The sequence below is a fragment of the Streptosporangium nondiastaticum genome (genome assembly GCF_003011965.1).
Classification (GTDB): domain Bacteria; phylum Actinomycetota; class Actinomycetes; order Streptomycetales; family Streptomycetaceae; genus Streptomyces; species Streptomyces nondiastaticus.
On the sequence record NZ_PXWG01000081.1, the window covers coordinates 1 to 21,927 of the forward strand.

General features: G+C 72.9%; 16 protein-coding genes and 1 pseudogene. 11 read left to right on the forward strand and 6 right to left on the reverse strand.

All coding sequences use genetic code 11. The features are described from left to right. A pseudogene (locus B7P34_RS23840) lies at positions 1-1,875 on the forward strand (hypothetical protein); the annotation flags it as partial. Here the strand turns inward: B7P34_RS23840 and B7P34_RS23845 are convergent. Continuing rightward, on the reverse strand, positions 1,857-3,482 hold the full coding sequence (locus tag B7P34_RS23845; RefSeq protein ID WP_106679618.1) for a class I adenylate-forming enzyme family protein: 1,626 nt from the start codon (positions 3,480-3,482) through the stop codon (positions 1,857-1,859). The pseudogene B7P34_RS23840 and the gene B7P34_RS23845 sit on opposite strands and share 19 nt — an antisense overlap. Positions 3,483-3,623: 141 nt before the next feature. Between B7P34_RS23845 and B7P34_RS23850 the strand changes: the two genes are divergently transcribed. The 4 genes from B7P34_RS23850 to B7P34_RS23865 all read left to right on the forward strand — a co-directional run bounded on the left by B7P34_RS23850 (position 3,624) and on the right by B7P34_RS23865 (position 7,944). After that, on the forward strand, positions 3,624-4,823 hold the full coding sequence (locus tag B7P34_RS23850) for an amidohydrolase family protein (RefSeq protein ID WP_106679620.1): 1,200 nt from the start codon (positions 3,624-3,626) through the stop codon (positions 4,821-4,823). A gap of 6 nt (positions 4,824-4,829) precedes the next feature. Next, on the forward strand, positions 4,830-5,999 hold the full coding sequence (locus B7P34_RS23855) for an acyl-CoA dehydrogenase family protein (RefSeq protein ID WP_106679621.1): 1,170 nt from the start codon (positions 4,830-4,832) through the stop codon (positions 5,997-5,999). After that, entirely contained in the window at positions 5,996-7,060 is a 1,065-nt protein-coding gene (locus tag B7P34_RS23860) for an acyl-CoA dehydrogenase family protein (RefSeq protein WP_223268157.1), read from the forward strand. Before B7P34_RS23855 ends, B7P34_RS23860 begins: the two co-directional genes overlap by 4 nt. A gap of 428 nt (positions 7,061-7,488) precedes the next feature. Continuing rightward, entirely contained in the window at positions 7,489-7,944 is a 456-nt protein-coding gene (locus B7P34_RS23865) for an ATP-binding protein (RefSeq protein WP_223268158.1), read from the forward strand. 233 nt (positions 7,945-8,177) lie between these two features. Here the strand turns inward: B7P34_RS23865 and B7P34_RS23870 are convergent, their stop codons facing one another. Continuing rightward, positions 8,178-9,104 (reverse strand): cyclase family protein, encoded by a 927-nt coding sequence (locus tag B7P34_RS23870; protein ID WP_106679626.1) that lies wholly within the window; start codon positions 9,102-9,104, stop codon positions 8,178-8,180. Positions 9,105-9,206: 102 nt separating this feature from the next. Here B7P34_RS23870 and B7P34_RS23875 point away from each other — a divergent pair, with 102 nt between their 5' ends. From B7P34_RS23875 to B7P34_RS23890, 4 genes are all read left to right on the forward strand, one after another. Beyond that, entirely contained in the window at positions 9,207-10,118 is a 912-nt protein-coding gene (locus B7P34_RS23875) for an SDR family oxidoreductase (RefSeq protein WP_106679628.1), read from the forward strand. A 13-nt stretch (positions 10,119-10,131) separates the two neighbouring features. Next, positions 10,132-11,295 (forward strand): acyl-CoA dehydrogenase family protein, encoded by a 1,164-nt coding sequence (locus tag B7P34_RS23880; RefSeq protein ID WP_106679629.1) that lies wholly within the window; start codon positions 10,132-10,134, stop codon positions 11,293-11,295. Then, entirely contained in the window at positions 11,292-12,830 is a 1,539-nt protein-coding gene (locus tag B7P34_RS23885; RefSeq protein WP_223268159.1) for an aldehyde dehydrogenase family protein, read from the forward strand. Before B7P34_RS23880 ends, B7P34_RS23885 begins: the two co-directional genes overlap by 4 nt. A 93-nt stretch (positions 12,831-12,923) precedes the next feature. Next, a complete protein-coding gene (locus tag B7P34_RS23890) occupies positions 12,924-13,994 on the forward strand; it encodes a Zn-dependent alcohol dehydrogenase (protein ID WP_106679631.1) in 1,071 nt (356 codons plus the stop codon). 39 nt (positions 13,995-14,033) lie between these two features. On the opposite strand, the gene B7P34_RS23895 is transcribed toward B7P34_RS23890, so the two are convergent. Continuing rightward, entirely contained in the window at positions 14,034-15,074 is a 1,041-nt protein-coding gene (locus B7P34_RS23895) for a GlxA family transcriptional regulator (protein ID WP_106679633.1), read from the reverse strand. A gap of 235 nt (positions 15,075-15,309) precedes the next feature. On the opposite strand from B7P34_RS23895, the gene B7P34_RS23900 reads away from it, so the two are divergent. Further along, positions 15,310-16,653: an MFS transporter gene (locus B7P34_RS23900; RefSeq protein ID WP_223268160.1), complete on the forward strand. Its 1,344-nt coding sequence runs from the start codon at positions 15,310-15,312 to the stop codon at positions 16,651-16,653. Between the two features lie 198 nt (positions 16,654-16,851). Then, entirely contained in the window at positions 16,852-17,925 is a 1,074-nt protein-coding gene (locus B7P34_RS23905) for a hypothetical protein (protein WP_106679637.1), read from the forward strand. A gap of 31 nt (positions 17,926-17,956) precedes the next feature. Here B7P34_RS23905 and B7P34_RS23910 read toward each other — a convergent pair whose 3' ends face one another. The 3 genes from B7P34_RS23910 to B7P34_RS23920 form a co-directional block, all read right to left on the reverse strand. Beyond that, the gene (locus B7P34_RS23910; protein WP_223268161.1) at positions 17,957-18,619 is read right to left on the reverse strand and encodes a flavin reductase family protein; all 663 of its coding nucleotides are present in this window, start codon (positions 18,617-18,619) and stop codon (positions 17,957-17,959) included. Positions 18,620-18,697: 78 nt separating this feature from the next. Beyond that, on the reverse strand, positions 18,698-19,588 hold the full coding sequence (locus B7P34_RS23915; RefSeq protein ID WP_106679640.1) for an enoyl-CoA hydratase/isomerase family protein: 891 nt from the start codon (positions 19,586-19,588) through the stop codon (positions 18,698-18,700). A 37-nt stretch (positions 19,589-19,625) separates the two neighbouring features. After that, a complete protein-coding gene (locus B7P34_RS23920; RefSeq protein WP_106679642.1) occupies positions 19,626-21,851 on the reverse strand; it encodes an acetate--CoA ligase family protein in 2,226 nt (741 codons plus the stop codon). Positions 21,852-21,927: the final 76 nt, after the last annotated feature.

The following is a 21,927-nucleotide window of genomic DNA, read 5'->3' on the forward strand; positions in this document are numbered from 1 at the left end:
GGCGCGGCCCCCACTCCCGGCGCCGGCTCCCCCCACGGCACCTCCTCCGGGCGCAACCGGCCGCCGGGCCCGCCCGGAGCGCACAGCGGCCCCGCCGGACCGGGGAACGCCTCCCGGCCGGACGTCCCCGAAGTGAAGCTCCCCGGCCCCGCCACCTCCTGGCCCGCCTTCCCCGGGCTGACCGCGCCCCCGCGCTCCGCCGCCCCCGGCCCGGCCCCGGCTCCGGCTCCGGCCGTGCCACCGGGCACCCGCCCCGGAGCGGGCAACGGTGCCGTCCACGGCTCCGGCAACGCAGCCCCGCCCTCACCTCCCCTCTCGCCCCCGCCCCCGCGCGCGCCGGAGAGCCCGGCGAAGAGCTCTGAGAGCAGCCCTTCCGCGACCGCCCCCGGCAGCGAATCCGCCGGCAACCCCGCCGCCTGGGGAGCCGCGGGGCGGCAGCCCGCCGGAGCCCTCGCCGTCGAGCGCGCCCGCCAGGCCCGGATGGTCGTCGTCGGCGCCGTCACCGAGCGCTGGGCCCCGGAGCAGGCCTGGCCCGTACAGGAGAGCTGGCAGCTCGCGCCCCCCGTCGGCCCCGCGGCCGACCTCTGGGCCCTCGGCGCCCTGCTCTTCCGCGTCGTGCAGGGGCACGCCCCGTACCCGGAGGACAGCACGGCCGAACTGGTCCGGCTCGTGTGCGTGGAGCCCCCCGCCTACGCGGAGGAGTGCGGCGCCCTGCGCCCCGTGGTCGAGTCGCTGATGCGCAAGGATCCGTCCGAGCGCCCGGAGTTCGAGGAACTCCGTGGTTGGCTGCGCTCCCTGATCCGCTCCGCGCCGGAACCGGAACCGGGCGGCCGCACCCTCACCGTGCCCGACACCACCCCGGACACCCCCGCCGACCAGCACCGGCTTCCGGTCGTCCGCCGCAAGGGCGAGCTGGTCCGGCGCCGGCGCGGCCGCCCCATCACCGCCGTGGACACCGCGTCGGCCGCGCACGGCCGCCACAAGAAGACGGCCAAGGACACCGCCAAGGACACCGCCCGGGGTACGGCCAGGGGCACAGCCAGGGATTCGGCCAGGAACTCGGCCAGGGACACGACCAAAGGCAACGTCCCCGCCGCCCGCTCCGGCACGCCCCGCACCAGGCACCTACAGGAGCAGCGCGGCCGCCCGGCCCGCTCGGCGTTCAGCCTCGGCCGGCTGCTGCTCGGCCTGGTCCTGCTCCTCCTCATCGGGGCCGCGCTGTACGCGATGCTGTTCATGCCGCGGGCCGAGGACAGCGCCGGCCAGGCCCGCGCGGACCGTACGGGGTCGGCCGGTGCGCGCAGTGCCGCGCCCCGGGCCCCGAGCACCGCCGGCGAACCGGGCGGGACCGGAGCCGCGGGTGGGACGGGCGCCTCGGATGCGGCGACGGCGGAGGAGCGGATCGCCGAGCCGGACGGCGCTGCCAAGGGCTTCACCCTGCGCAAGGACCCCAAGGGCTTCGCCGTCGCCGTCGCCAAGGACTGGCAGCGCCGCGGGGAGAACGACCGCGGGCAGGTCGTCTACGCGGGCGGCGAGTACGAGCTCGTGGTGGTCCCCGGCCGTGACGAGGTCGCGGAGTTCGGCAGCGACCCGATGGCGTACCAGCAGAGCAAGGAGCCCGAGCTGGAGGCCTACCGCTCCTCCTCGTGGTCCGGCGCCAGCGGCCTGCGCCGTATCGACGTCGGCGGGACGGCGTCGGCCGAGGGCACCTTCAACTGGAACGACAGCAGCGGACGGCAGGTCTACGTACGCAACTCCGCCACCATCGTGAAGGGCCGCTACCACCTCCTGCAGGTGATCGGGCCGATGAACGAGCAGCGCTCGGTGGACCGCTTCTTCGAGCAGGCGGCGGCCACTTACCGGGCGGGCGGCTGAGCGGGCCGGGCGAAGCGCTCGCGCAGCTCGTGCTTGAGCACCTTGTGCAGGGTGTCGTCCCGCGGGAGCCGTCCGACCAGCTCCAGCTGCTCGGGCATCTTGTGTACGGACAGTCCGGCGTCCGCCAGGTGGGAGGTCACTTCCCCGAGGGTGAGCCGCGGTGCTCCGGGGACCTGCTGGACGACGGCGCAGACCCGCTCCCCGCGCACGGGATCGGGCAGCCCGATCACGGCCGCGTCGTCGATGAGCGGATGGCTCCGCAGGACCTGTTCGACCTCCTGCGCGGAGATGTTCTCGCCTTTGCGGATGATGACGTCCTTGGCGCGGCCGGTGATGACGAGGTGGCCGTCGGCGGTGAGGTGTCCCAGGTCGCTGGTGAGCAGGAAGCCGTCGGCGTCGAAAGCCTCGGCGGTCTGGGCCGGGTCGAGGTAGCCCCGGCAGACGGCCTCGCCGCGCAGCCGGATCGCGCCCTCGGTGCCGGGCGGCACGGGTGCCCCGCCGGTGTCGGTCACCCGGATCTCCATGCCCGCGGGCGGCCGGCCCTCCGTGCCGGCCAGGTGCTCCACCGTGTCCTCCGGATCCCCCATCGTGATCATCGGGGCTTCGGTCATGCCGTAGCCGTGCACCAGCGGGCACCCCAGCTCGCGGACGACGTCGTGGTGCAGCTCCGGCGGCCTGGGCGCGCCGCCGCCCGCCATGAGCCGGAGCGTGGGGAGGAGCCGGCGCCCGGGCTGCCGGCGCTGCTCGGCGAGGAACATCGCGTAGAAGGCGGTCGAGCCGCCCGCGACGGTGACGCCGTTGCGGCGGTAGGCGCCGAGCGAGCCGGGCAGGGAGAAGTGCTCTACGAGCAGGGCGGGGAAGCCCCGCAGGAGCAGCATGACGGTGTAGTCGGGCCCCGCGACGTGCGCGTAGGGGAAGGCCATCGATCCGACGTCGTCCGGGGTGAGGCGCAGGGCGGCGGCCAGGCAGCTGCCGGCGGCGATGAGCCCGCGGTCGGTGTGCAGGGCGCCCTTCGGTGCGGAGGTGGTGCCGGAGGTCCAGTAGATCCAGCGGACGCCGGTGCCGTCGGCGGGCGGTGGCGGGAGGTCCGCGGGGTCTCCTTCGGGCAGGGCGTCGTAGGCGGTGATGACGAGGGGCGGCGCGGGGAGGGCGAGGGCGAGCCGGTACGCCATGAGGCTGTGGTCGAAGCCCCGCCACATGCCGGGGACGGCGAAGAACCCGGCCTCGGTGGCCCGCAGGGCGTGGCCCGCCTCGCGGTCGCGGTAGTAGGGGATGAGCGGCGTCTGGACGGCGCCCAGGCGGGCCAGGGCGAAGGTCAGGACGACGGTCTCGATGCGGGTGGGCAGCTGCCAGGCCACCCGGCTGCCGGGGCGCACCCCGAGCCCGTAGAGCCCGGCGGCGGTGCGCTCGGCGCGCGCCCGCAGCTCGCCGAAGGTCATCATGCGGTCTGCGGCCCCGGCCGGGGCGGGGGCGGGGGCGGGGCCGGCCCCGGGGGCCGGCTCGTCGGCCTGGATGAGGGCGGGGGCGCCGGGGGTCAGGTCCGCACGGCGGTCGAGCAGTTCCCACAGGGTGCGGGAGGCGGACAGGTCGTCGGCGGTGCCGGTCATGGCAGGCCCTCCACAAGATCTGACGAAGCGTCAGGGAGTGCGGCGAAGCGTAGGCCGTCACGCCTTGCCGGTCCAGAGGGTGCGGGCTAGCCTCAAAACTGACAGACCGTCAGTTCTACTGCCGGACCCGGGAAGGCCCTGATGGAACTGCCCCGCATCGTCAGCGTCGACGACCACGTCATCGAACCCGCCCACCTCTTCGAGCGCTGGCTGCCCGCCCGCTACCGCGACCGCGGTCCCCGCCCCCTGACCACCGGCATCGGCCGGCTGGAGTACACCGGCGGCAGGTACACCGTCGCTATGGACCCCGACGGGCCGCCCGCGGACTGGTGGATCTACGAGGACCTGTCGGTCCCCTACAAGCGCGTCATCGCCGCCGTCGGCTTCGACCGCGACGAGATGACCCTGGAGGGCATCACCCGCGCCGAGATGCGCCCCGGCTGCTGGGACCCTGCGGAGCGCCTGAAGGACATGGACCTCAATCACGTCGAGGCGTCGCTGTGCTTCCCGACCTTCCCCCGCTTCTGCGGGCAGACCTTCGCCGAGGCGCACGACAAGGAGGTCGCCCTCGCGTGCGTGCGCGCCTACAACGACTGGATGGTCGAGGAATGGTGCGGCGACAGCGGCGGGCGCCTCATCCCCCTGTGCCTCATCCCGCTGTGGGACGTGGACCTCGCCGTCGCGGAGATCCACCGCAACGCCGCCCGCGGCGTACGGGCCGTGACCTTCAGCGAGCTCCCCACCTGCCTCGGCCTCCCCAGCATCCACACCGGCTACTGGGACCCCTTCTTCGCGGCCTGCCAGGACACCGGCACCGTCGTCAACATGCACATCGGCTCCTCCTCGCAGATGCCCGCCGCATCCCCCGACGCCCCGGTCGCCGTCCAGGCCACCCTGTCCTTCAACAACGCCATGGCGTCGCTGGCCGACTTCCTCTTCAGCGGCGTCCTCGTCCGCCACCCCCGGCTCACCCTCGCCTACAGCGAAGGCCAGATGGGCTGGATCCCCTACGCCCTGGAACGTGCCGACGACGTCTGGCGGGAGCACCGCGCCTGGGGCGGCGTGCGCGACCTCGTCCCCGAGCCGCCGTCCACCTACTACTACCGGCAGGTCTTCTGCTGCTTCTTCCGCGACAAGCACGGCATCGAAGCGCTCGACACGGTCGGCCGCGACAACGCCACCTTCGAGACCGACTACCCCCACGTCGACTCGACCTTCCCCCACACCAGGCAGGTCGCCCTCGACCACGTGCGGGGGCTGGACGACGAGACCGTCCGCAAACTGATGCGCGGCAACGCCATCCGGATGCTCGGCCTGGACCTCGACCCCATGGGCGGGTGAGCCGCAGTGGACCTCACCTTCACCAAGGAAGAGGAGGACTTCCGCGACCGGCTCCGCACCTGGCTGCAGGACACCCTGCCCCGGCTTCCCCCCGAACCCCCCGCCGACGACTGGCCCGCGCGCCGCGCCCACGACTGCGCCTGGCAGCGCGCCCTCCACGACGCCGGATACGCCGGCCTGCACTGGCCCGCCCACGCCGGTGGCCAAGGCGCCACCCCCACCGAGTACTTGATCTTCATCGAGGAGACCGAACGCGCCGGAGCCCCCTACGTCGGCGCCAACTTCGTCGGCCTCCTCCACGCCGGCCCCACCATCGCCGCGGAAGGGACCGCCGCCCAGCGCGCCCGCTGGCTGCCGCCGATCCTGCGCGGCGACGAGATCTGGTGCCAGGGCTTCTCCGAACCCGAAGCCGGCTCCGACCTGGCCTCGCTGCGCACCCGCGCCGTCCGCGACGGCGACTCCTACATCGTCACCGGCAGCAAGATCTGGACCTCCCACGCCGAGGTCGCCGACTGGTGCGAACTCCTCGTTCGCACCGACCCCTCAGCCCCCCGGCACCGCGGCATCTCCTGGCTCGCCTTGCCCATGAACGCCCCCGGCGTCACCGTGCGCCCGCTGCGCACCCTCGCCGGCACCACCGAGTTCGCCGAGGTGTTCCTCGACGAGGTGCGCGTGCCCGTCACCTACCGCGTCGGCCTTGAGAACGACGGCTGGCGCGTCACCATGGTCACCCTCTCCTACGAGCGCGGCACCGCCTTCGCAGGCGAGGTCGTCGCCTGCCGCCGCACCCTCACCAGCCTTGCCCGCACCGCCCGCGCCAACGGCCGCTGGGACGACCCCGTCCTGCGCCGCCGCCTCGGCCGCCTCCACGCCGAATTCACGGCCCTGTGGCGGCTCGTCCAGTGGAACACCTGCGAGGCCGCCCACGCCGCACGCACTGGGGGCGACGGAGCCCCGGGGGCCGGCGCGTCCGTCTTCAAACTCCGCTACTCCCAGGCCCGCCAGGAGCTCTACGAAGCGGCCGCCGAGGTGCTCGGACCGGAGTCCCTGGACACCCGCCACGAGTGGACGGCACAGCGACTCTCCTCGCTCTCCTACACGATCGCCGCAGGAACCTCCCAGATCCAGCGGAACATCATCGCCGAGCGCATCCTCGGCCTCCCCAGAGGGCGATGACCATGGACTTCCGCCTCACCGACGACCAGCGCGCCCTGCGCGCCGGAATGCGAGGTCTCCTCGCCGCCCGGTACCCCCGCGAGCGGCTGCGTTCCCTGGCCGACTCCCCGGGTGGCCCGCCCGCGCCGGACCGCGGCCTCTGGCAGGCCCTGGGGGAGGCGGGCTTCTTCGCCCTGCGCCTCACGGAGCAGGACGGCGGCGCGGGGCTGGGACTCCCCGAGGCGGTGCTGCTCTTCGAGGAAGCCGGACGGGCCCTGCTGCCCGGGCCGCTGGTCGCCACCCACCTCGCCGCTGGGCTCGTGCCGGGAGCGGCTGAGGGGGCCTGCACCGTCACGGCCCTGGACCGGCCGGGGCCGGCTGAGCACCTCGCCTCTGCGGAGGCGGTCCTGCTCCTCGACGGACGGGCCGCCCGGGTCCTGCGGGTAAGCCCCGGCGGCGCCCCGCGGGCACTGCGGGCGCGGCCCGCCCGGTCAGTGGACTCCACGACGCCCCTGCATCTCGTCCGGCAACTGCCCCGGCCGCCGGACGGGAGCGCCACCACCGTGCCCGCCGATGCTTCCCGGCTGTGCCGGGAAGCGGCGCTGCTGACCGCCGCCCAGCAGCTCGGGAGCGCCTTCCGGACCGTCGAACTGGCGGTCTCCTACGCCCGGAACCGCTCCCAGTTCGGACGCCCGGTCGGTGCGTTCCAGGCCGTGCAGCACTTGTGTGCGGAGATGCTCGTCCGGGCCGAGCTCGCGCGCGCCGCGGTCTATGCCGCGTCGCTCGCGACCGGACCGGAGGGAGCGGCTGAAATCGCCGCCGCCAAACTGCTCGCTGACAGTGCAGCCGTACGCAACGCTCGTGACTGTCTGCAAGTACACGGTGGCCAGGGGTTTACCTGGGAGGCGGACGTCCATCTGCACCTGAAACGTGGATGGCTGAGGGAAGGTCAATGGCAGTCGGCGGCCGAATCCGAGGAATTGCTTGCGAATACCCTTCTCCATGAGGCTTCACACCTCCCGGACGGCCCTCACGCGAGTGATGCAACGGATGTTCTGGACGCAGAGAATGTCACGGCGTAATCGTCATGGACGAAATTCCGGGTATGTCATGCCGAACCGCTCACAGCATGTCGATATCAGGCTGTGTCCCGGACGTTATTCGTCACAGGCCGGAGTCGGGTCCCGGCTCGGGTACTCTCCCTTGGATGCGAGAGGTTCAGAAGCGCGGTGAGGCGTATGCGGCCCATGTGGCAGCGCCGGGCGTGCACATGTCTGATGCTCGTCCCGGAACGGGTCGCAAAGACCCCCGGTGTTCGAGTCTCCTCAGCGCGCGTCGCACAGTATGCAGCAGCCCTACTCCTTTGCGCCGGAATATGCCCGAAGCGCTTGTTGGGGTGACTGTGCGTCAACCATGCTGTCTTGGAAGGCGATCACGTTCCGTGGTCCCTCGGAGACGCGAGGCGTTGTGTCCGCCGGTACGGATGGTGTGAGCGGTGCAGGTGCTTCAGATGCAGATGGAGGTCCGGGCCGACCCCGCGGAAGTGGGGCGGGCCCGCAAGTGGGCGAGGTCGCGACTGGCCGGCTCGGGGATAGGCGTCGATGAGCCGCTGGCCGAGACGCTGATCCTGCTGATCTCCGAGCTCGTCACCAACGCCGTCGTCCACACCGGCTGCCCGGCCGTCCTGCGCATGCTCTTCCCGGGTGCCGGCGCCGGGATGTCCGGCGTGAGCGGGGGCACCGTTCGCGTCGAGGTCGCCGACATCAGCGCCCGCCCGCCCCGCCGCAGATGCGCGGGAGGCGAGGACACCGGCGGTCGCGGCCTGGAGCTGGTCGACGGTCTCGCGGACCGCTGGGGCTGGCAGGCCGAGGGCAGCGGCAAGCGCATCTGGTGCGAGGTCGACCGCGGCGGCTCCTCGTGGACCGGCGCTTTCGATGCGCCGCGCGCCGTCATAAATCGGGCTTAATCGACAAAGTCCAGACCAGGTGTTGACGTGAAGTGTCCACGTGATCACCCTTGGACGCAGCGATTCGTTGCGAGGGGACGTCGAGAGGCCCGCCTTCACCGGGCTGCTCGGCGAGTACGGGTCGCGATCCGGCGCAAGAACAGGGCTCCAGCGCCGGAGCCGGCGGCGACGCGCGGTGCCGTGCTCGGGGTGCGCATCTGCACGTCGCCGCCCGCCCACGTCTCCGGGCTCGCTCACAGCACGGCGACCGGCGCCACGGGCGCGCCCACCGCCCCCTCGAAGGGCTCGGGTGTCGCCGCCAGCAGGAAGGCGTAGCGCCCCTCCTCCGCACAGGCCGCGGAGAGGTCCTCCAGATTCCAGTTCTGGCCCTGCATCATCCCCATCTCGACCAGGTGGAGCGCGTGCACCGGCAGCCAGAGCCCGTCGATCTCCGGCGGGAAGACCTCGAAGCAGAGCGTGTCATTGGCGACGGCCGCGACGTCGCGCGCATGGAACCACTCGGGTGTCCGGACCGACAGCCCGGGTGACGCACTGCCGTACGCACGCCGGTCGCCCGCAAGATAGCGCTGCATGTGCCCGGTGCGGACCACCACGACGTCCCCCGGTCCCACGGAGACCGCCCCCATGTCCTCCGCCGCCTCCAGGTCCTCCGGGGTGACGGCACGCCCGGGGGCCAGGCGGTCCACGCCCCGGGCGCGGGCCACGTCGAGCAGCACCCCGCGCGAGACGACGTGCCGCGCCTTCTCGACGCCGCTGAAGACGGCGCGCGCATGGGCGGTGATCGAGTCCGCCGGCCGGCCGTTGTAGATCCTGCCGCCGTGGGAGACGTGTGGCAGCGCATCCCAGTGCGTCCCCGCCTGGAGGCCCATGGTCACGGTGTCGTCGCTCGTGGCCACGGATCCCGGAGCGAACTCCTCCCGGTTGACCGAGGTCATGGTGTGCAGGGGGTTGACCCTGCCGGGGATCAGGCCCGTCTGGATCCCGCGCTGCCGCAGGGGCACGGCCAGAGCCACCCTCCGGCCGGTGCGCACGGTTGCTACCGCTTCGCGCACAACGGCGTCCGTGATGAGGTTCAGGGTGCCGATCTCATCACTCTCGCCCCAACGGCCCCAGTTGTTGACCCGCTTGGCGATCTCGTGGAACTCCGGTGGCAGTGGCATGGATGTCCTCCCCGGATCGGTCCCTGTGCGGGGCTTGTGCCTTCGTCTGCCCTGCCCAAAAATCTAACGGTCCGTCAGATAGAGCGGGAAGGGGCGTGCGCCGTGGGGAGCTTCTTGGCGGGAAAGGTGATCGCCGTGACGGGGGCGGGCCGCGGCATCGGTCGCGCGGTCGCCCTCGCCTGTGCGGCCGAGGGCGCAAAGGTCGTGGTCAACGACTACGGCGTCACCATCGACGGCGGCGAGCCCACGAGCGAGGTGGCCACCGGCGTCGTCAAGGAGATCGAGGCGGCGGGCGGCGAGGCCGCCGCCGTCGCGGACGACGTGTCGGCCATGGCCGGCGGGCAGCGGATCGTCGACACGGCCCTAGCCCGCTACGGGCGCATCGACGGCGCCGTGTGCGCCGCGGGCATCCTGCGCGAGCGGATGCTCTTCAACATGACGGAAGAGGAGTGGGACCCCGTCATCGCCACGCACCTCAAAGGCACCTTCACCGTCTTCCGCGCTGCCTCCGCCGTCATGCGCCGCCAGGGGCACGGCACCCTCATCGGCTTCACCAGCGGCAACCACCAGGGCAGCGTCGCCCAGGCCAACTACTCCGCCGCCAAGGGCGGCATCATCTCCCTCGTCCGCAGTGCCGCCCTGGGCCTGCACAAGTACGGCATCACCGCCAACTGCGTCGCCCCCGTGGCCCGCACCCGCATGTCCGCCAACGTGCCCATGGAACTCAAGGAGATCGGCGCTCCCGAGGACGTCGCGGCACTCGTCGTCTACCTGCTCGGCGAACAGGCCCGCGACGAAGGCATCACCGGGCAGGTCTACACCGTGGCCGGCCCCAGGATCGCCGTATGGGCCCAGCCCCGCGAACTGCGCGCCGTCTGCGCCGAAGGCCCCTGGACACCGGACAGGATCGCCGACCTGCTGCCCCGTACCGTCGGCACCGATCCCATGCCGATGCTCGCCCACCTGGAGGCGATGGCCGAGGCGGCCGCCGCCAAAACCCGCCCCAACGCATGACGGGGAGCCACTCATGGACTTCTCCTTCGGGCCGGACGACGAAGCCCTCCGGCAGGAAGCACGGGCATGGCTCACCGGCCACCTCGCCGTGGAGCCGCCACCCGCCGCAGGCCGCGCCTGGGAGCGGGAACTGGGCGCCGCCGGCTGGATCGGCCTCGGCTGGGACTGCGCGCCCGGCACCTACGGCAACCGCACCGCACCCCTGACCGGGCAGGTCGTCTGGGCCGAGGAGTACTCCCGCGCCCGAGCCCCCGCCCGCCTCGGTCACATGGGCGAGCACCTTCTCGCCCCCACCCTCATCGCCCACGGAGACCCCGCCCAGCGCTCCCGCTTCCTCCCCGCCATCGCCCGCGGCGAGGAGATCTGGTGCCAGGGCTACAGCGAACCCGGCGCGGGGTCCGACCTCGCCGCCGTACGCACCGCTGCCGTCAGGGACTCCGGTAGCCGCACCTACCGCATCACCGGCCAGAAGCTGTGGACCTCCTTCGCCCACGAGGCCGACTGGTGCTTCCTGCTCGCCCGCACCACCGAGGGCTCCCGCCGGCACCACGGGCTCTCCCTCCTGCTCGTGCCGATGGACCAGCCCGGCCGGATCGAGGTCCGCCCGATCCGGCAGCTCACCGGCGGCGCCGACTTCAACGAGGTCTTCTTCGACGGAGCCGAGGCCCGCACCGACCACGTGCTCGGCGGTGAAGGCCACGGCTGGCGGGTCGCCATGGACCTCCTCGGCCGGGAGCGGGGGCCGGCCACCCTCGCGCAGCAGATCGGCTTCGCCGAAGAGCTCGCCCGCATCGTCCGCCTCGCCCGGGAGACCGGAGCCGCAGCGGAGCCGGCGGTGCGCGACCGGCTCGTACGGCAGTGGGCAGAGCTGCGGACCATGCGCTGGACCGCCCTGCGAGCCCTGAGCGGCACGGATCTCCCCGGCGCCCCCAGCGTCGCCAAACTGCTCTGGGGCGGCTGGCACCAGCGCCTCGGCGAACTGGCCGTGCAGGCGCAGGGCCCGCCCGCCGCCGTCGGGCCGCACGACTGGAGCGAGGAGCACCCTTACGAACTCGACGCCCTGCAGCGCCTGTTCCTCTTCTCCCGGGCCGACACGATCTACGGCGGTTCGGCCGAGATGCAGCGCACCATCATCGCCGAGCGCGTGCTCGGCCTGCCGAAGGAGCCTCGTCCATGACGGCGGACGACATGACCAGGGGCGACGCGACCGCGGGTGCCATGGCCGCGGACGACGTGACGGCGTACGGCGCGAAGGCGTACGGGAACTGGATCGGCGGGGCATGGCGTACGCCGGAAAAGGGTCACTATCCAGTTGTCAATCCGGCGACCGAACAGGTCGTCGGGGCGGCGCCGGAGGCGACCCCCGCCGAGGTCGCCGCCGCCGTGACCGCCGCTCAGGCCGCGCAGGACGGCTGGTCCCGTACGGACCCGCGCGAGCGCGCGGCCGTACTGGACCGGACAGCGGAACTGATCAGTGAGCGCGCAGCGGAGCTCCTGCCCCTGCTCCAGGCCGAGACGGGCGCGACGGCGCGCGTCACCTCGGCCCTGCAACTGCCCGTGGCGGTGGACCGCTTCCGCCGCTACGCCCGGGGAGCGATCGAGCCGGCGGTCCTCCCGCTCGCACCACACCCCGTCCAGGGCAGTCCGCTCGCACCCGGCGGCCTGATGGGCGCCGCCGCGGTCCGACGCCCCGTGGGCGTCGTCGCCTGCATCACCTCCTACAACTTCCCGCTCGTCAACCTCGTAGGCAAGCTCGCGCCCGCCCTGGCCATGGGAAACGCCGTCGTCGCCAAACCGGCGCCGCAGGATCCCCTGTGCTGTCTGTCGCTGGGCCCGATCCTCCGGGAGGCCGGCCTCCCGGACGGCGTCTTCAACATCGTCACGGGCTCGGGTCCGGGCGCGGGGCGGGCGCTGGTGGCCCATCCCGGCATCGACATGATCAGCTTCACCGGATCCACCACCGTCGGAAAACAGATCGCCGAAGCCGCGGGGAGGTCGATGAAGCGCACCCTTCTCGAGCTCGGCGGCAAGGGCGCGGCCATCGTACTGGGGGATGCCGACCAGAGCGTGCTCAAGTCGGCGATAGGGGCGGTCGGTTCGGTCTGGTCATTCCACAGCGGACAGATCTGCACGGCACCGACCCGGGTGCTCGTGCAGCGCGCGCTGTACGAGGAGGTCGTCGCCGGTCTCCAACGTTACGCGCGGACGCTGATCGTCGGGGACCCTGTGGATAACTCGACGGTGGTGGGCCCGCTGATCTCCGCCGCCCAGCGCGACCGGGTGGAGGCGTACATCGCGCGGGCACGGGCGGAAGGCGCCCGCATCGTCGCCGGCGGCACCCGCCCGGACATCAAACCCGGCTTCTACGTCGCCCCCACCTTGATCACCGGTGTCGACCCGCAAAGCGCCGTCGCCCGCGACGAGTTGTTCGGACCCGTCGTCGTCGCCCTTCCCTTCGAGGACGACGAGGACGCCGTGCGCATCGCCAACAGCACGTCCTACGGCCTCCACGACTACGTGTTCAGCGCCGATACGGCCCGGGCCTGGGCCGTTGCCGCACGGCTCCGCAGCGGCAACGTCGGCATCAACACCATGCAGCGGCACCCCGAGACGCCCTTCGGCGGCTTCAAGGAGAGCGGCGTCGGCCGGGACGGCGGTTCTTTCGGACTGCACGCCTACAGCGAACTCCAGTCGGTCGTCTGGGCCTCCTGAGCGCCTCGCGACCCCATCCGCCTGAGCCCCCAGGAACCCCGTCCGCAGCACCCGGCCCGCCCCGTTCCCTCCGACTCCGAGAGGACCCCAGCCGTGCGAGGCGTCATCTTCGACGGAAAACAGCCCCTGGTCGCCGACGATCTGGAGGTCCGGGAGCCCGGACCCGGCGAGGTCCTGGTCTCCGTCGCGGCCGCCGGGCTCTGCCACAGCGACCTCTCGGTCGTCGACGGCACCATCCCGTACCCCGTCCCCGTGGTCCTCGGGCACGAGGGCGCGGGCGTGGTCCGGGCGACCGGCCCCGGCGTCGAGCACGTCGCGCCCGGCGATCACGTGGCGCTGTCGACGCTCGCCGCCTGCGGTGTCTGCGGCGAGTGCGGCCGGGGCCGCCCGACGATGTGCCGCGAGTCGATCGGCAAGCCCACCCGGCCCTTCACCCGGAAGGGTGAGCGGCTTTTCCACTTCGCCGCCAGCTCCGTCTTCGCCGAACGCACCGTCGTCAAAGCCGTCCAGGCGGTGAGGATTCCTGAGAGCATGCCGCTGACCTCGGCGGCGCTGATCGGCTGCAGCGTCCTGACCGGGGTCGGCGCCGTACTCAACCGTGCCCGTGTCCGCCCCGGCGAATCGGTCGTCGTCATCGGCGCCGGCGGCATCGGGCTCAACGTCCTGCAGGGCGCCCGCATCGCCGGGGCGTCCGTCGCCGTGGCCGTCGACTCCGATCCGCGCAAGGAAGCCGCAGCCCGGCAGTTCGGCGCGACCCACTTCGTCGACGCCTCCGCGCCCCCCGGCAGTCCCGCCGCCGTGCGGGAGATCCTCCCGGACGGCGCCGACCACGCCTTCGAATGCGTCGGCGACACCGGGCTCGTCCGGCAGGCGGTCGACCTCCTCGGCAGGCACGGGCAGGCGGTGCTGCTCGGCGTACCGCCCGCCGGGGCCGAGGCGTCCTTCCGCGTGGACTCCCTCTTCCTCGACAAAGCGATCCTGGGCTGCCGCTACGGCTCCTCGAGCCCCCAGAGCGACATCCCCCGCTACGCAGGGCTCTACCGGGAAGGACGCCTCCTCTTGGACGAACTCGTCACCAGGACCTACCCCGTCGAGGACTTCGCGCGCGCCGCGGACGACACCCTCCACGGACGCGTCTCCCGCGCCGTCCTCACCTTCCGCTGACCGGCCGCCGCCCAGGCCGCCGCTGAGGTCACAGCCCGGTCAGCGGCGGGAGGCGACCGTCACCGCACGGAACGTACGGCGGTAAGCCGTCGGGGACACGCCGAGCGCCGCCTGCAGGTGCTGCCGCATCGAGGCGGCCGTGCCGAACCCGGCGCTCCGCGCCACCTGGTCCACGGACAGGTCGCTGTCCTCCAGCAAGTGCCGCGCGCGCTCGACGCGCTGCTGGGTAAGCCACTGGCCCGGACTGATGCCGACCTCCTCGCGAAAGCGGCGCGTGAACGTCCGGACGCTCATGGCTTCCTGCTCGGCCATGTCGCGCAGCTGGATCGGCTGCTCCAGCCGCCCCAGGGCCCAGGCGCGCGCCCCCGTGGTCGTCGCGAGCTGGGGCTCGGGCACCGGCCGCTGGATGTACTGCGCCTGGCCGCCGTCGCGGTGCGGCGGGACGACGCTGCGCCGGGCCACCTCGTTCGCGACGGCGGTGCCGTGGTCGCGCCGCACGATGTGCAGGCAGAGGTCGATGCCGGAGGCCACCCCGGCCGAGGTCAGCACGTCGCCGTCGTCCACGAAGAGCACGTCGGCGTCCACGCGCACGGAGGGGAACATCCGCTGGAAGCGTTCCGTGCTGGACCAGTGCGTGGTGGCGGGCCGCCCGTCGAGAAGCCCTGCGGCCGCGAGGATGTACGAGCCGGTGCAGATCGACACCATGCGCGTGCCGGGGCGTATGCGGGCCAGGGCACCGGCCAGTTCGTCGCCGAGCCGCCCCTCGTCGTACGGCGGCCCGAACTCGTACGAGGCGGGGACGACGACCGTGTCGGCCTCGGCCAGGGCCTCCGGGCCCAGGTCGACGTTGATGGAGAAGTCCGCGTCGGTGGGGACGGGGCCGGCGGCCAGCGCGCAGGTGACCACCTCGTACAGCGGCGCTCCGGCAGAGGTCGTGGCCTTGCCGAAGATCCGGTACGGGATGGAGAGCTCGAAGGGGATCACTCCGGCCAGGGCGAGGACGGCGACCCGGTGCGGCGGGGCATCGGGATGCTGCTCGGAGCGGGTGATCCTGCCGGCCCGCGTGGTCTGCTGCGTCATGTCCTGTTCGCCCCCCAAGCGTTCCGTCCGCCCGCTCATGACGTTCCCCCCGTCTCTCCGGCGCGTGCAAGAGCCGTGTTCGTCACCTTACGGCCTGCCACTGACAAGCCCGCCCGGGCCGTGGGCCCGCCGCGGCCGGTGTACTTGTCGACAGACAACCCGCGTGGCCCGATCCTTGCGGATGCTGTCCCTTCGGCCACTCGTCCGGTGGGAAGCCGCTCCCGATGCTGAGGGCGTGACCCAGACAACCGGACGTCCCACCCACCCGGAGAGCGCCTCGGCAGGCCCCGGCCCCGCCGTCACGAGCCCCGCGCGGCACCGCATCCACCGCGCGTGGTCGGTGGCCGCCGTCACCTTCGTGACGATCATCGGCGCGGCGGGGTTCGCCTCGCTGCCCGGCCTGCTGATCGAGCCGCTCCACGGGGAGTTCGGCTGGTCGCGCGGCACGATCGGGTTCGCCGCCTCCGTCAACCTCGCCCTGTACGGGCTCACGGCGCCGTTCGCCGCCGCCCTGATGGACCGCTTCGGCATCCGCAAGGTCGTCGCCTGCGCCCTGACCGTGATCGCGGCCGGCGCCGGGCTGACGGTCTTCATGACGGCCGCCTGGCAGCTCGTGCTGTGCTGGGGCGTGCTCGTAGGACTCGGCAGCGGCTCGATGGCCCTGGCCTTCGCGGCGACCGTCACCAACCGCTGGTTCAGCGCACGGCGCGGCCTCGTCACCGGCATCCTCACGGCGGCCGGAGCCTCCGGGCAGCTGGTCTTCCTCCCCCTGCTCTCCTGGATCGTCGAACACCACGACTGGCGGCCCGCGGCCGTGACCGTGTCCGTCGCCGCCCTCGTCGTCGTCCCGTTCGTGTGGCTGCTCCTGCGTGACCACCCCGCGGACGTGGGCCTCGCCCCCTACGGCAGCGACATCCCCGTACCGAAGCCGGCCCCCGCGCCCGGCGCCGCACGACGTGCGGTCAGGGCGCTGCGCGACGCCGTCCGCACCGGCCCCTTCTGGCTCCTCGCGGGCACCTTCGCGATCTGCGGCGCGACCACGAACGGCCTGGTGAAGACCCATTTCGTGCCGGCAGCACACGACCACGGCATGCCGATGACGGCGGCCGCGGGCCTGCTGGCCGTGGTCGGTGTCTTCGACGTCGTCGGGACCATCGCCTCCGGCTGGTTCACCGACCGCTTCGAGGCGCGCAGGCTGCTTGCCGTCTACTACGGGCTGCGCGGCATCTCCCTGATGTTCCTGCCGATGCTGCTGGCGCCCTCCGTGCACCCTCCGATGGTGTTCTTCATCGTCTTCTACGGGCTCGACTGGGTCGCCACCGTGCCGCCCACCATCGCCCTGTGCCGCGAGCACTACGGCGAGGACAGCGCGATCGTCTTCGGCTGGGTGCTCGCCTCCCACCAGGTCGGTGCTGCCGTGGTGGCCTTCCTCGGCGGGGTGGCCCGTGACGCCTTCGGTTCGTACGACGTCGTCTGGTACGCCTCGGGCGCGCTGTGCGCCGTGGCGGCGCTCATGGCTCTGGTCATCCGCAGGCGCCCGCGGGCCGCGGCCGGGCTGCCGGACGCTGCGGAGGTGTGATCCCGGCTGCGATCGGCACCGGCGGTCTTGCGCGGGCCTGCGCCCGGATGTGTTGTTTGTTCGTGCCGCGCCCGGATGCTTCCGGCGCCCGGGTCCGGCTCATCTGCATCGGGGCAAGTCGGGGCAAGGTGGATCATTCGGTCGGCGAAAGCAACCTCTCAGCCGCTGGGGGAATCCTTCTTGAAGAGAGGGGCAGCGATGACACAGCAGGCTGAGCCGGGCGCGATACCGGAAGCGGTGCCGGCCGACGGGAAGGCGGAGTCCGGGGACGGGGCCGACGCCGTGTCCCGGACCGGGGCGGCGGCGGGGTCCGGTTCCGGCTCCGAGGAGGCACACCGGGCGCAGGGGCGGGTGATGCACCCGGACGGCTTCGGGGCGGCGTTCTGCGCGTCGATGGCAGCGCTGTGCGCGGAGGCCGCGGTCGCGGGGACCCTCGGCGTTCTCGTGATGCTCTCGCGCGAGCACGAAGGCCTGCCCCACGGCCTCATGATGATCGCCGCCGTCGTGTTCGTCCTCGCGCTGCTCGGTGTCCTCGTCAGCGGCTTCGTCACGGCTGCAGTCGTCATGCCGGCCCTGGCGCTCGCCCGGCGCGTCACCCGGCGCCCGGGGCGCCGCGACGGCCCGCTGTGGAACGCGGCAGCGGTGCCTGTCGTGTCGGCCGCCGCGGTGGCCGTGTTCGGCGGGGTGTCTGCGCTCGGCAGCCTCTCTCCGGCGTCGCCCGTGAAGTACCTCCTGTGGTGGGCCTCCCTCACGGCCGCCCTGCTGCCCGCCACCCTGATCGCCGGAGTCGCCGGCCGGCGCGTCCGCGAGGGGCGGGCCACGCGCATGGCCCGGAGGGTGTCGCGCGACGGGGCGCTCGCCTGGCTCGCCGTCGGCGCGGTGGGCGCCGCGGTCTACGGCACCGGCCTGGTCAGCGTCTACCAGCCGCCCCGGTTCGAAACGGAGCAACTGGCGGGCACCTGGACCGACGGCCGCGGGGGGACGGTGAGGCTGGCCGAGGACGGTGCGGCGGTGGCCGACGGGCTCGACAACTACGTGTGGGACGGCACGGGCAAGGACCGGCCGAAGGACTGCGACGGCGCGGGCACGTGGAAGCCCGTCAAGGACGGCGGGAAGGTCGAGGGCATGTCCCTGCGCATCGGCTCGTGCGAGCTCAAGCGCAACTGGAGCGTCAGCGGCACCGTCAAGGAGCCGCGGCTGTACCACGAGATCGGCAAGCCGGGCTCAGGCAAGCGCTACGTACTGACGAAGATCGTCAAGCACAAGAAGTAGCGGTGAAGCGAGGAGCGGGCAGGGGTGGGCGTCATGCGTCGAAGGCGGTGAACCTTCCGAACGTGCTCCTGTGAAAGATCAGCGGGCCGTCCGCGCCCGTGCCCTCGTCATTTCCGTCACTCTCCTCCGCGCCCAGGGCCTCGACGTGCCCCACCACGATGAGATGGTCGCCGCCGGTGTGTACGGCGTGGATCTCGCAGTCGACCCATGCGGGCACGCCCGCGAGCAAGGGCGAGCCCGTCACGGGCGCAGGGCTGTGCCGCACGCCCGCGAACTTGTCGGCGGCCTGCGCGCCGCTCACCGCGAAGGCGCGGCAGAGGGCGCCCTGTCCGGCGCCCAGGATGTTGACGCAGAAGACACCGGCGCGTGCGATGCGCGGCCATGTCGTGGACGTGCGGCCCACCATGAAGACCACGAGCGGCGGGTCGAGGGAGAGCGAGGCGAAGGACTGGCACGCGAAGCCGGCGGGAGGCTCGCCGCCGGCTCCGGGCGCAGTGATCACGGTGACGCCGCTGGCGAACCGGCCGAGGACGCGGCGCAGTTCCCGCGGCGCGGGCGGAGGCTGTTCGTCCGCGCGGACGGCCCGCAGTGCCGGCCGGGGCATCGGATCGGGCGGCCGCGCATCGGGAGCCGGCGGGTGGGCGGGCCGCAGATAGCGGACGGCGAGGGCGGCCATGCCTGCGTGTCCCATCATGGATCCATTGAAGTTGATGGAGCGTCAGCTTTGAAGAGTCTCGCGCTACGCCGCTATGCCGCTACGGTCTTCGGTGTTCTAGCGTCCGCGGTAGACGGGACTGCGGTGTTCGAGGAAGCTGTTGACGCCCTCCTGCGCGTCCTCCGTCGTCATGTTGATCTCCTGGGCAGCGGCCTCCGCCGCGAACGCCGCCGTACGGTCGCTGTCCAGCGAGGAGTTGACCAGCTGCTTGGTGAGGGCGAGCGCCCGCGTCGGGCCGGTGGCCAGGCGCTCGGCCCACGACCTGGCCGTTGCGGCCAGCCCCGCCCCGGCCACGACGCGGTTGACCAGTCCCATCCGCTCCGCCTCGGCGGCGGTGAGGGCGTCCCCGAAGAACATCAGCTCCTTCGCCCGCTGCGGTCCCACCAGCCGCGGCAGGAGGTACGCGCCGCCGCCGTCGGCGACCAGGCCGCGGCGGACGAACACCTCGACGAACGTGGCGGATTCGGCGGCCAGGACGAGGTCGCAGGCCAGCGCGAGGTGGGCGCCCAGGCCGGCGGCGGTGCCGTTCACGGCGGCGATCACGGGTTTCTCGCAGTCCAGCACGGCGGCGATCAGCCGCTGCGCGCCCCGGCGGATCGTACGGGCCACGTCGCCGGGCAGCCGGCCCGAGGCGACTGAGGCTGCTGATACGCCCGGGACGGCCGGGTCCATTGCGCTCGAAGGGGTGGCGCGCAGGTCGGCCCCGGCACAGAACGCGGCGCCCGTGGCAGTGATGACGACGGCTCTGACACCCGGGTCGGCGGAGGCCCGAAGTAACTCGGAAATCAGGCATTCGCGCTGCTCAGGGGCGATGGCGTTCATGACTTCGGGCCGGTTGAGCGTGATCCACGAGACCCCGTTGTCAGTGGTGTGGAGTATCACTGAGTCATCGGGGCCGCTGTGGTCGAGCGGGTTGTCCCGCGGTTTGTCACGGGGGGAGAGGGACATGGGGGTTCTCCTGCTTCTACGCGCTGCCGCGCGCTGTTCAGTGGCAGAAGGCGAGCGCGTCCAGGGCCACGGCGCCCTGGCCTCGCTCGAGCACCACCAGAGGGTTGATGTCGAGCTCGGCAAGTGCCCCGCCCAGCTCCAGGGACATGCGCTGGACGCGCAGGACGGTCTCCACGAGCGCGTCCACGTCGGCCGGGGGCGCCCCCCGGACGCCGTCGAGCAGGGCGCGCCCGCGCAGTTCTCCGAGCATCGCGCGTGCGTGGTGCTCCCCGAAAGGCGGCACGGCGACGGCGGTGTCGTGCAGGACCTCCACCAGCGCCCCGCCCAGGCCGACGGTCACCGTCGGGCCGAACAGGCTGTCGGGGGAGATGCCGACGACCATCTCCACCCCCCGCCCCACGAGCTGGCAGACGAGGATGCCGTCCAGCGGCAGCCCCTCGTAGCGGGCGATGTCGGTGAGCTCGCGGTAGGCGTCGCGGACCTGGCTGGCCGAGGTCAGTCCGATCTTGACCAGGCCCAGTTCGGTCTTGTGGGCGAGCTGCGGGCCCGACGCCTTCATCACCACGGGATAGCCCACGAGCCCGGCGGCCCGCACGGCGGCGGCCGCGCTGGTCACCAGCTGCTCGCGCGGCACGCGTATGCCGTACGCGCGCAGCAGTTGCTTGGCCGCGTGCTCGCTGAGCTGTTCGCCCGGGCGCATGAGCTCCTGCGCCTTGCGGGCCGAGGGGGACGGGGTGCGGGGCGCGGTGTCGAAGGGGGAGCGGTACGCGTCGGTGAAGCGGTGGTGGGCGAGGTAGGCGCGTACGGCGGTGATGCAGTTGGAGAAGGTGCGGAAGGTGGCCACGCGCGAGGAGCCGAGCAGGGTGGTGCGATAGGCGTCCTCGGTGCCGACCGGGGAGCCCCAGACGACGCAGACCAGCTTGTCCGTCCGCTCCGCCGCGGCGACGAGGTCGCGGACGAGCCGGTCGCTCAGGGGAGGGAAGGGGCCGGGCACGGGGCAGATGAGGACGCCCACGGAGGGGTCGTCCAGCAGCGCGTCGATGATCTTGCGCCCGCGCTCGTCGCCGACGGGGTGGCCGCCGCAGTCGACGGGGTTGGCGACGCTCAGGTACTCCGGTATCCACTGGTGGAGCTCGTCCTGCTTCGCGGCGGAGAGGGCCGGGAGTGCGAGGCCGGCGGCCGTGGCCAGGTCGGCGAAGTGGGCGCCGGTGCCGCCCGAGATCGAATAGACGGCGACACCCGGGGCCTTGGGCGGCCGGGCGCGGGCGAGCAGGGCCGCGGTGTCCTGCAACTCGTCCAGGCTGTCGACGCGGATCACGCCGAACTGCCGCATGGCGGCGTCCACCACGTCGTCCGCGCCGGTCAGCTTGCCGGTGTGGGAGGCGGCGGTGCGGGCGCCGGCCTCGGTGCGGCCGACCTTGACGGCGACGACGGGCACCTTGTGCCGGGCGGCCCGGTCCGCGGCGAGCAGGAACGAGCGGCCGTCCTTGAGCCCTTCCACATACGCGGCGATCGCTCCGACCTCGGGCCGGGTGGCGAAGTAGGAGATGAAGTCCGCGCACTCCAGGTCGGCTTCGTTGCCGGTCGGTGCCCAGTGGGAGAGCCGGATGCCGAGTTCCTGGAGGGCGAAGACCGGGCGGCCCTGGTGGCCTGACTGGGTGATCAGCGCGATGGCGGGGCCGTCGAGGTCATCGCGGAAGTGCTCGAAGGCGTTGAGGTTGGTGTTCGGGCCGAGGAGGCGGACGCCGGAGCGCCGGGCGGCGTCGGCGAGGGCGGCCTGGGCGGCGGCGCCCGCCGGTCCGGTCTCGGCGAATCCGCCGGCGAAGGCCACGGCGAAGGCGGCCTTGGCGCCGTCGAGCTCCTCCAGCACGGGGAGCGGGTCGCCGACGAGGAGGACGGCGAGGTCGACGCGTTCGGGCAGGTCGCGGACGGAGGGGTGGCAGGGGATGCCGAAGACGGAGGTGCGGGTGGGGTGCACGGGGTGCAGGCGTGCGCCGACGCGTTCGGACCAGGCGAGGAGCTGCCTGGTGATCCCGGTGTTGGGGCGGCCCTCGGCGTCCGAGGCGCCGACGACCGCGACGGTCTCGGGGCGGAAGAGCCGGTCCAGGTCGGGGATGTCCGAGCGCAGCGGCCTGCCGCTGACGTCGACGTCCTCGGCGCCGTCGGCCTGGCCGTGGACGGCGGGGCCCGGACGCTCGCCGCAGGCCACCACGCGGGCCGGTCGGGAGGTGGTGGTGAGGGTGCCGTGAGTCGATCCAAGCATCGTGTCTCGTCCACTCCTGCTAAATGGCCGACAAGCTGACGTATAGTCAGGCTACAGACCTGACGTTCTGTCAGGA

Coding starts and splice junctions, on each gene's coding strand:
- B7P34_RS23845 (WP_106679618.1), bottom strand. CDS start 3,482: ATGACCGGCACCGCCGACGACCTGTCCGCCTCCCGCACCCTGTGGGAA.
- B7P34_RS23850 (WP_106679620.1), top strand. CDS start 3,624: ATGGAACTGCCCCGCATCGTCAGCGTCGACGACCACGTCATCGAACCC.
- B7P34_RS23860 (WP_223268157.1), top strand. CDS start 5,996: ATGACCATGGACTTCCGCCTCACCGACGACCAGCGCGCCCTGCGCGCC.
- B7P34_RS23865 (WP_223268158.1), top strand. CDS start 7,489: ATGCAGATGGAGGTCCGGGCCGACCCCGCGGAAGTGGGGCGGGCCCGC.
- B7P34_RS23870 (WP_106679626.1), bottom strand. CDS start 9,104: ATGCCACTGCCACCGGAGTTCCACGAGATCGCCAAGCGGGTCAACAAC.
- B7P34_RS23880 (WP_106679629.1), top strand. CDS start 10,132: ATGGACTTCTCCTTCGGGCCGGACGACGAAGCCCTCCGGCAGGAAGCA.
- B7P34_RS23885 (WP_223268159.1), top strand. CDS start 11,292: ATGACGGCGGACGACATGACCAGGGGCGACGCGACCGCGGGTGCCATG.
- B7P34_RS23895 (WP_106679633.1), bottom strand. CDS start 15,074: ATGACGCAGCAGACCACGCGGGCCGGCAGGATCACCCGCTCCGAGCAG.
- B7P34_RS23905 (WP_106679637.1), top strand. CDS start 16,852: ATGACACAGCAGGCTGAGCCGGGCGCGATACCGGAAGCGGTGCCGGCC.
- B7P34_RS23910 (WP_223268161.1), bottom strand. CDS start 18,619: ATGATGGGACACGCAGGCATGGCCGCCCTCGCCGTCCGCTATCTGCGG.
- B7P34_RS23915 (WP_106679640.1), bottom strand. CDS start 19,588: ATGTCCCTCTCCCCCCGTGACAAACCGCGGGACAACCCGCTCGACCAC.
- B7P34_RS23920 (WP_106679642.1), bottom strand. CDS start 21,851: ATGCTTGGATCGACTCACGGCACCCTCACCACCACCTCCCGACCGGCC.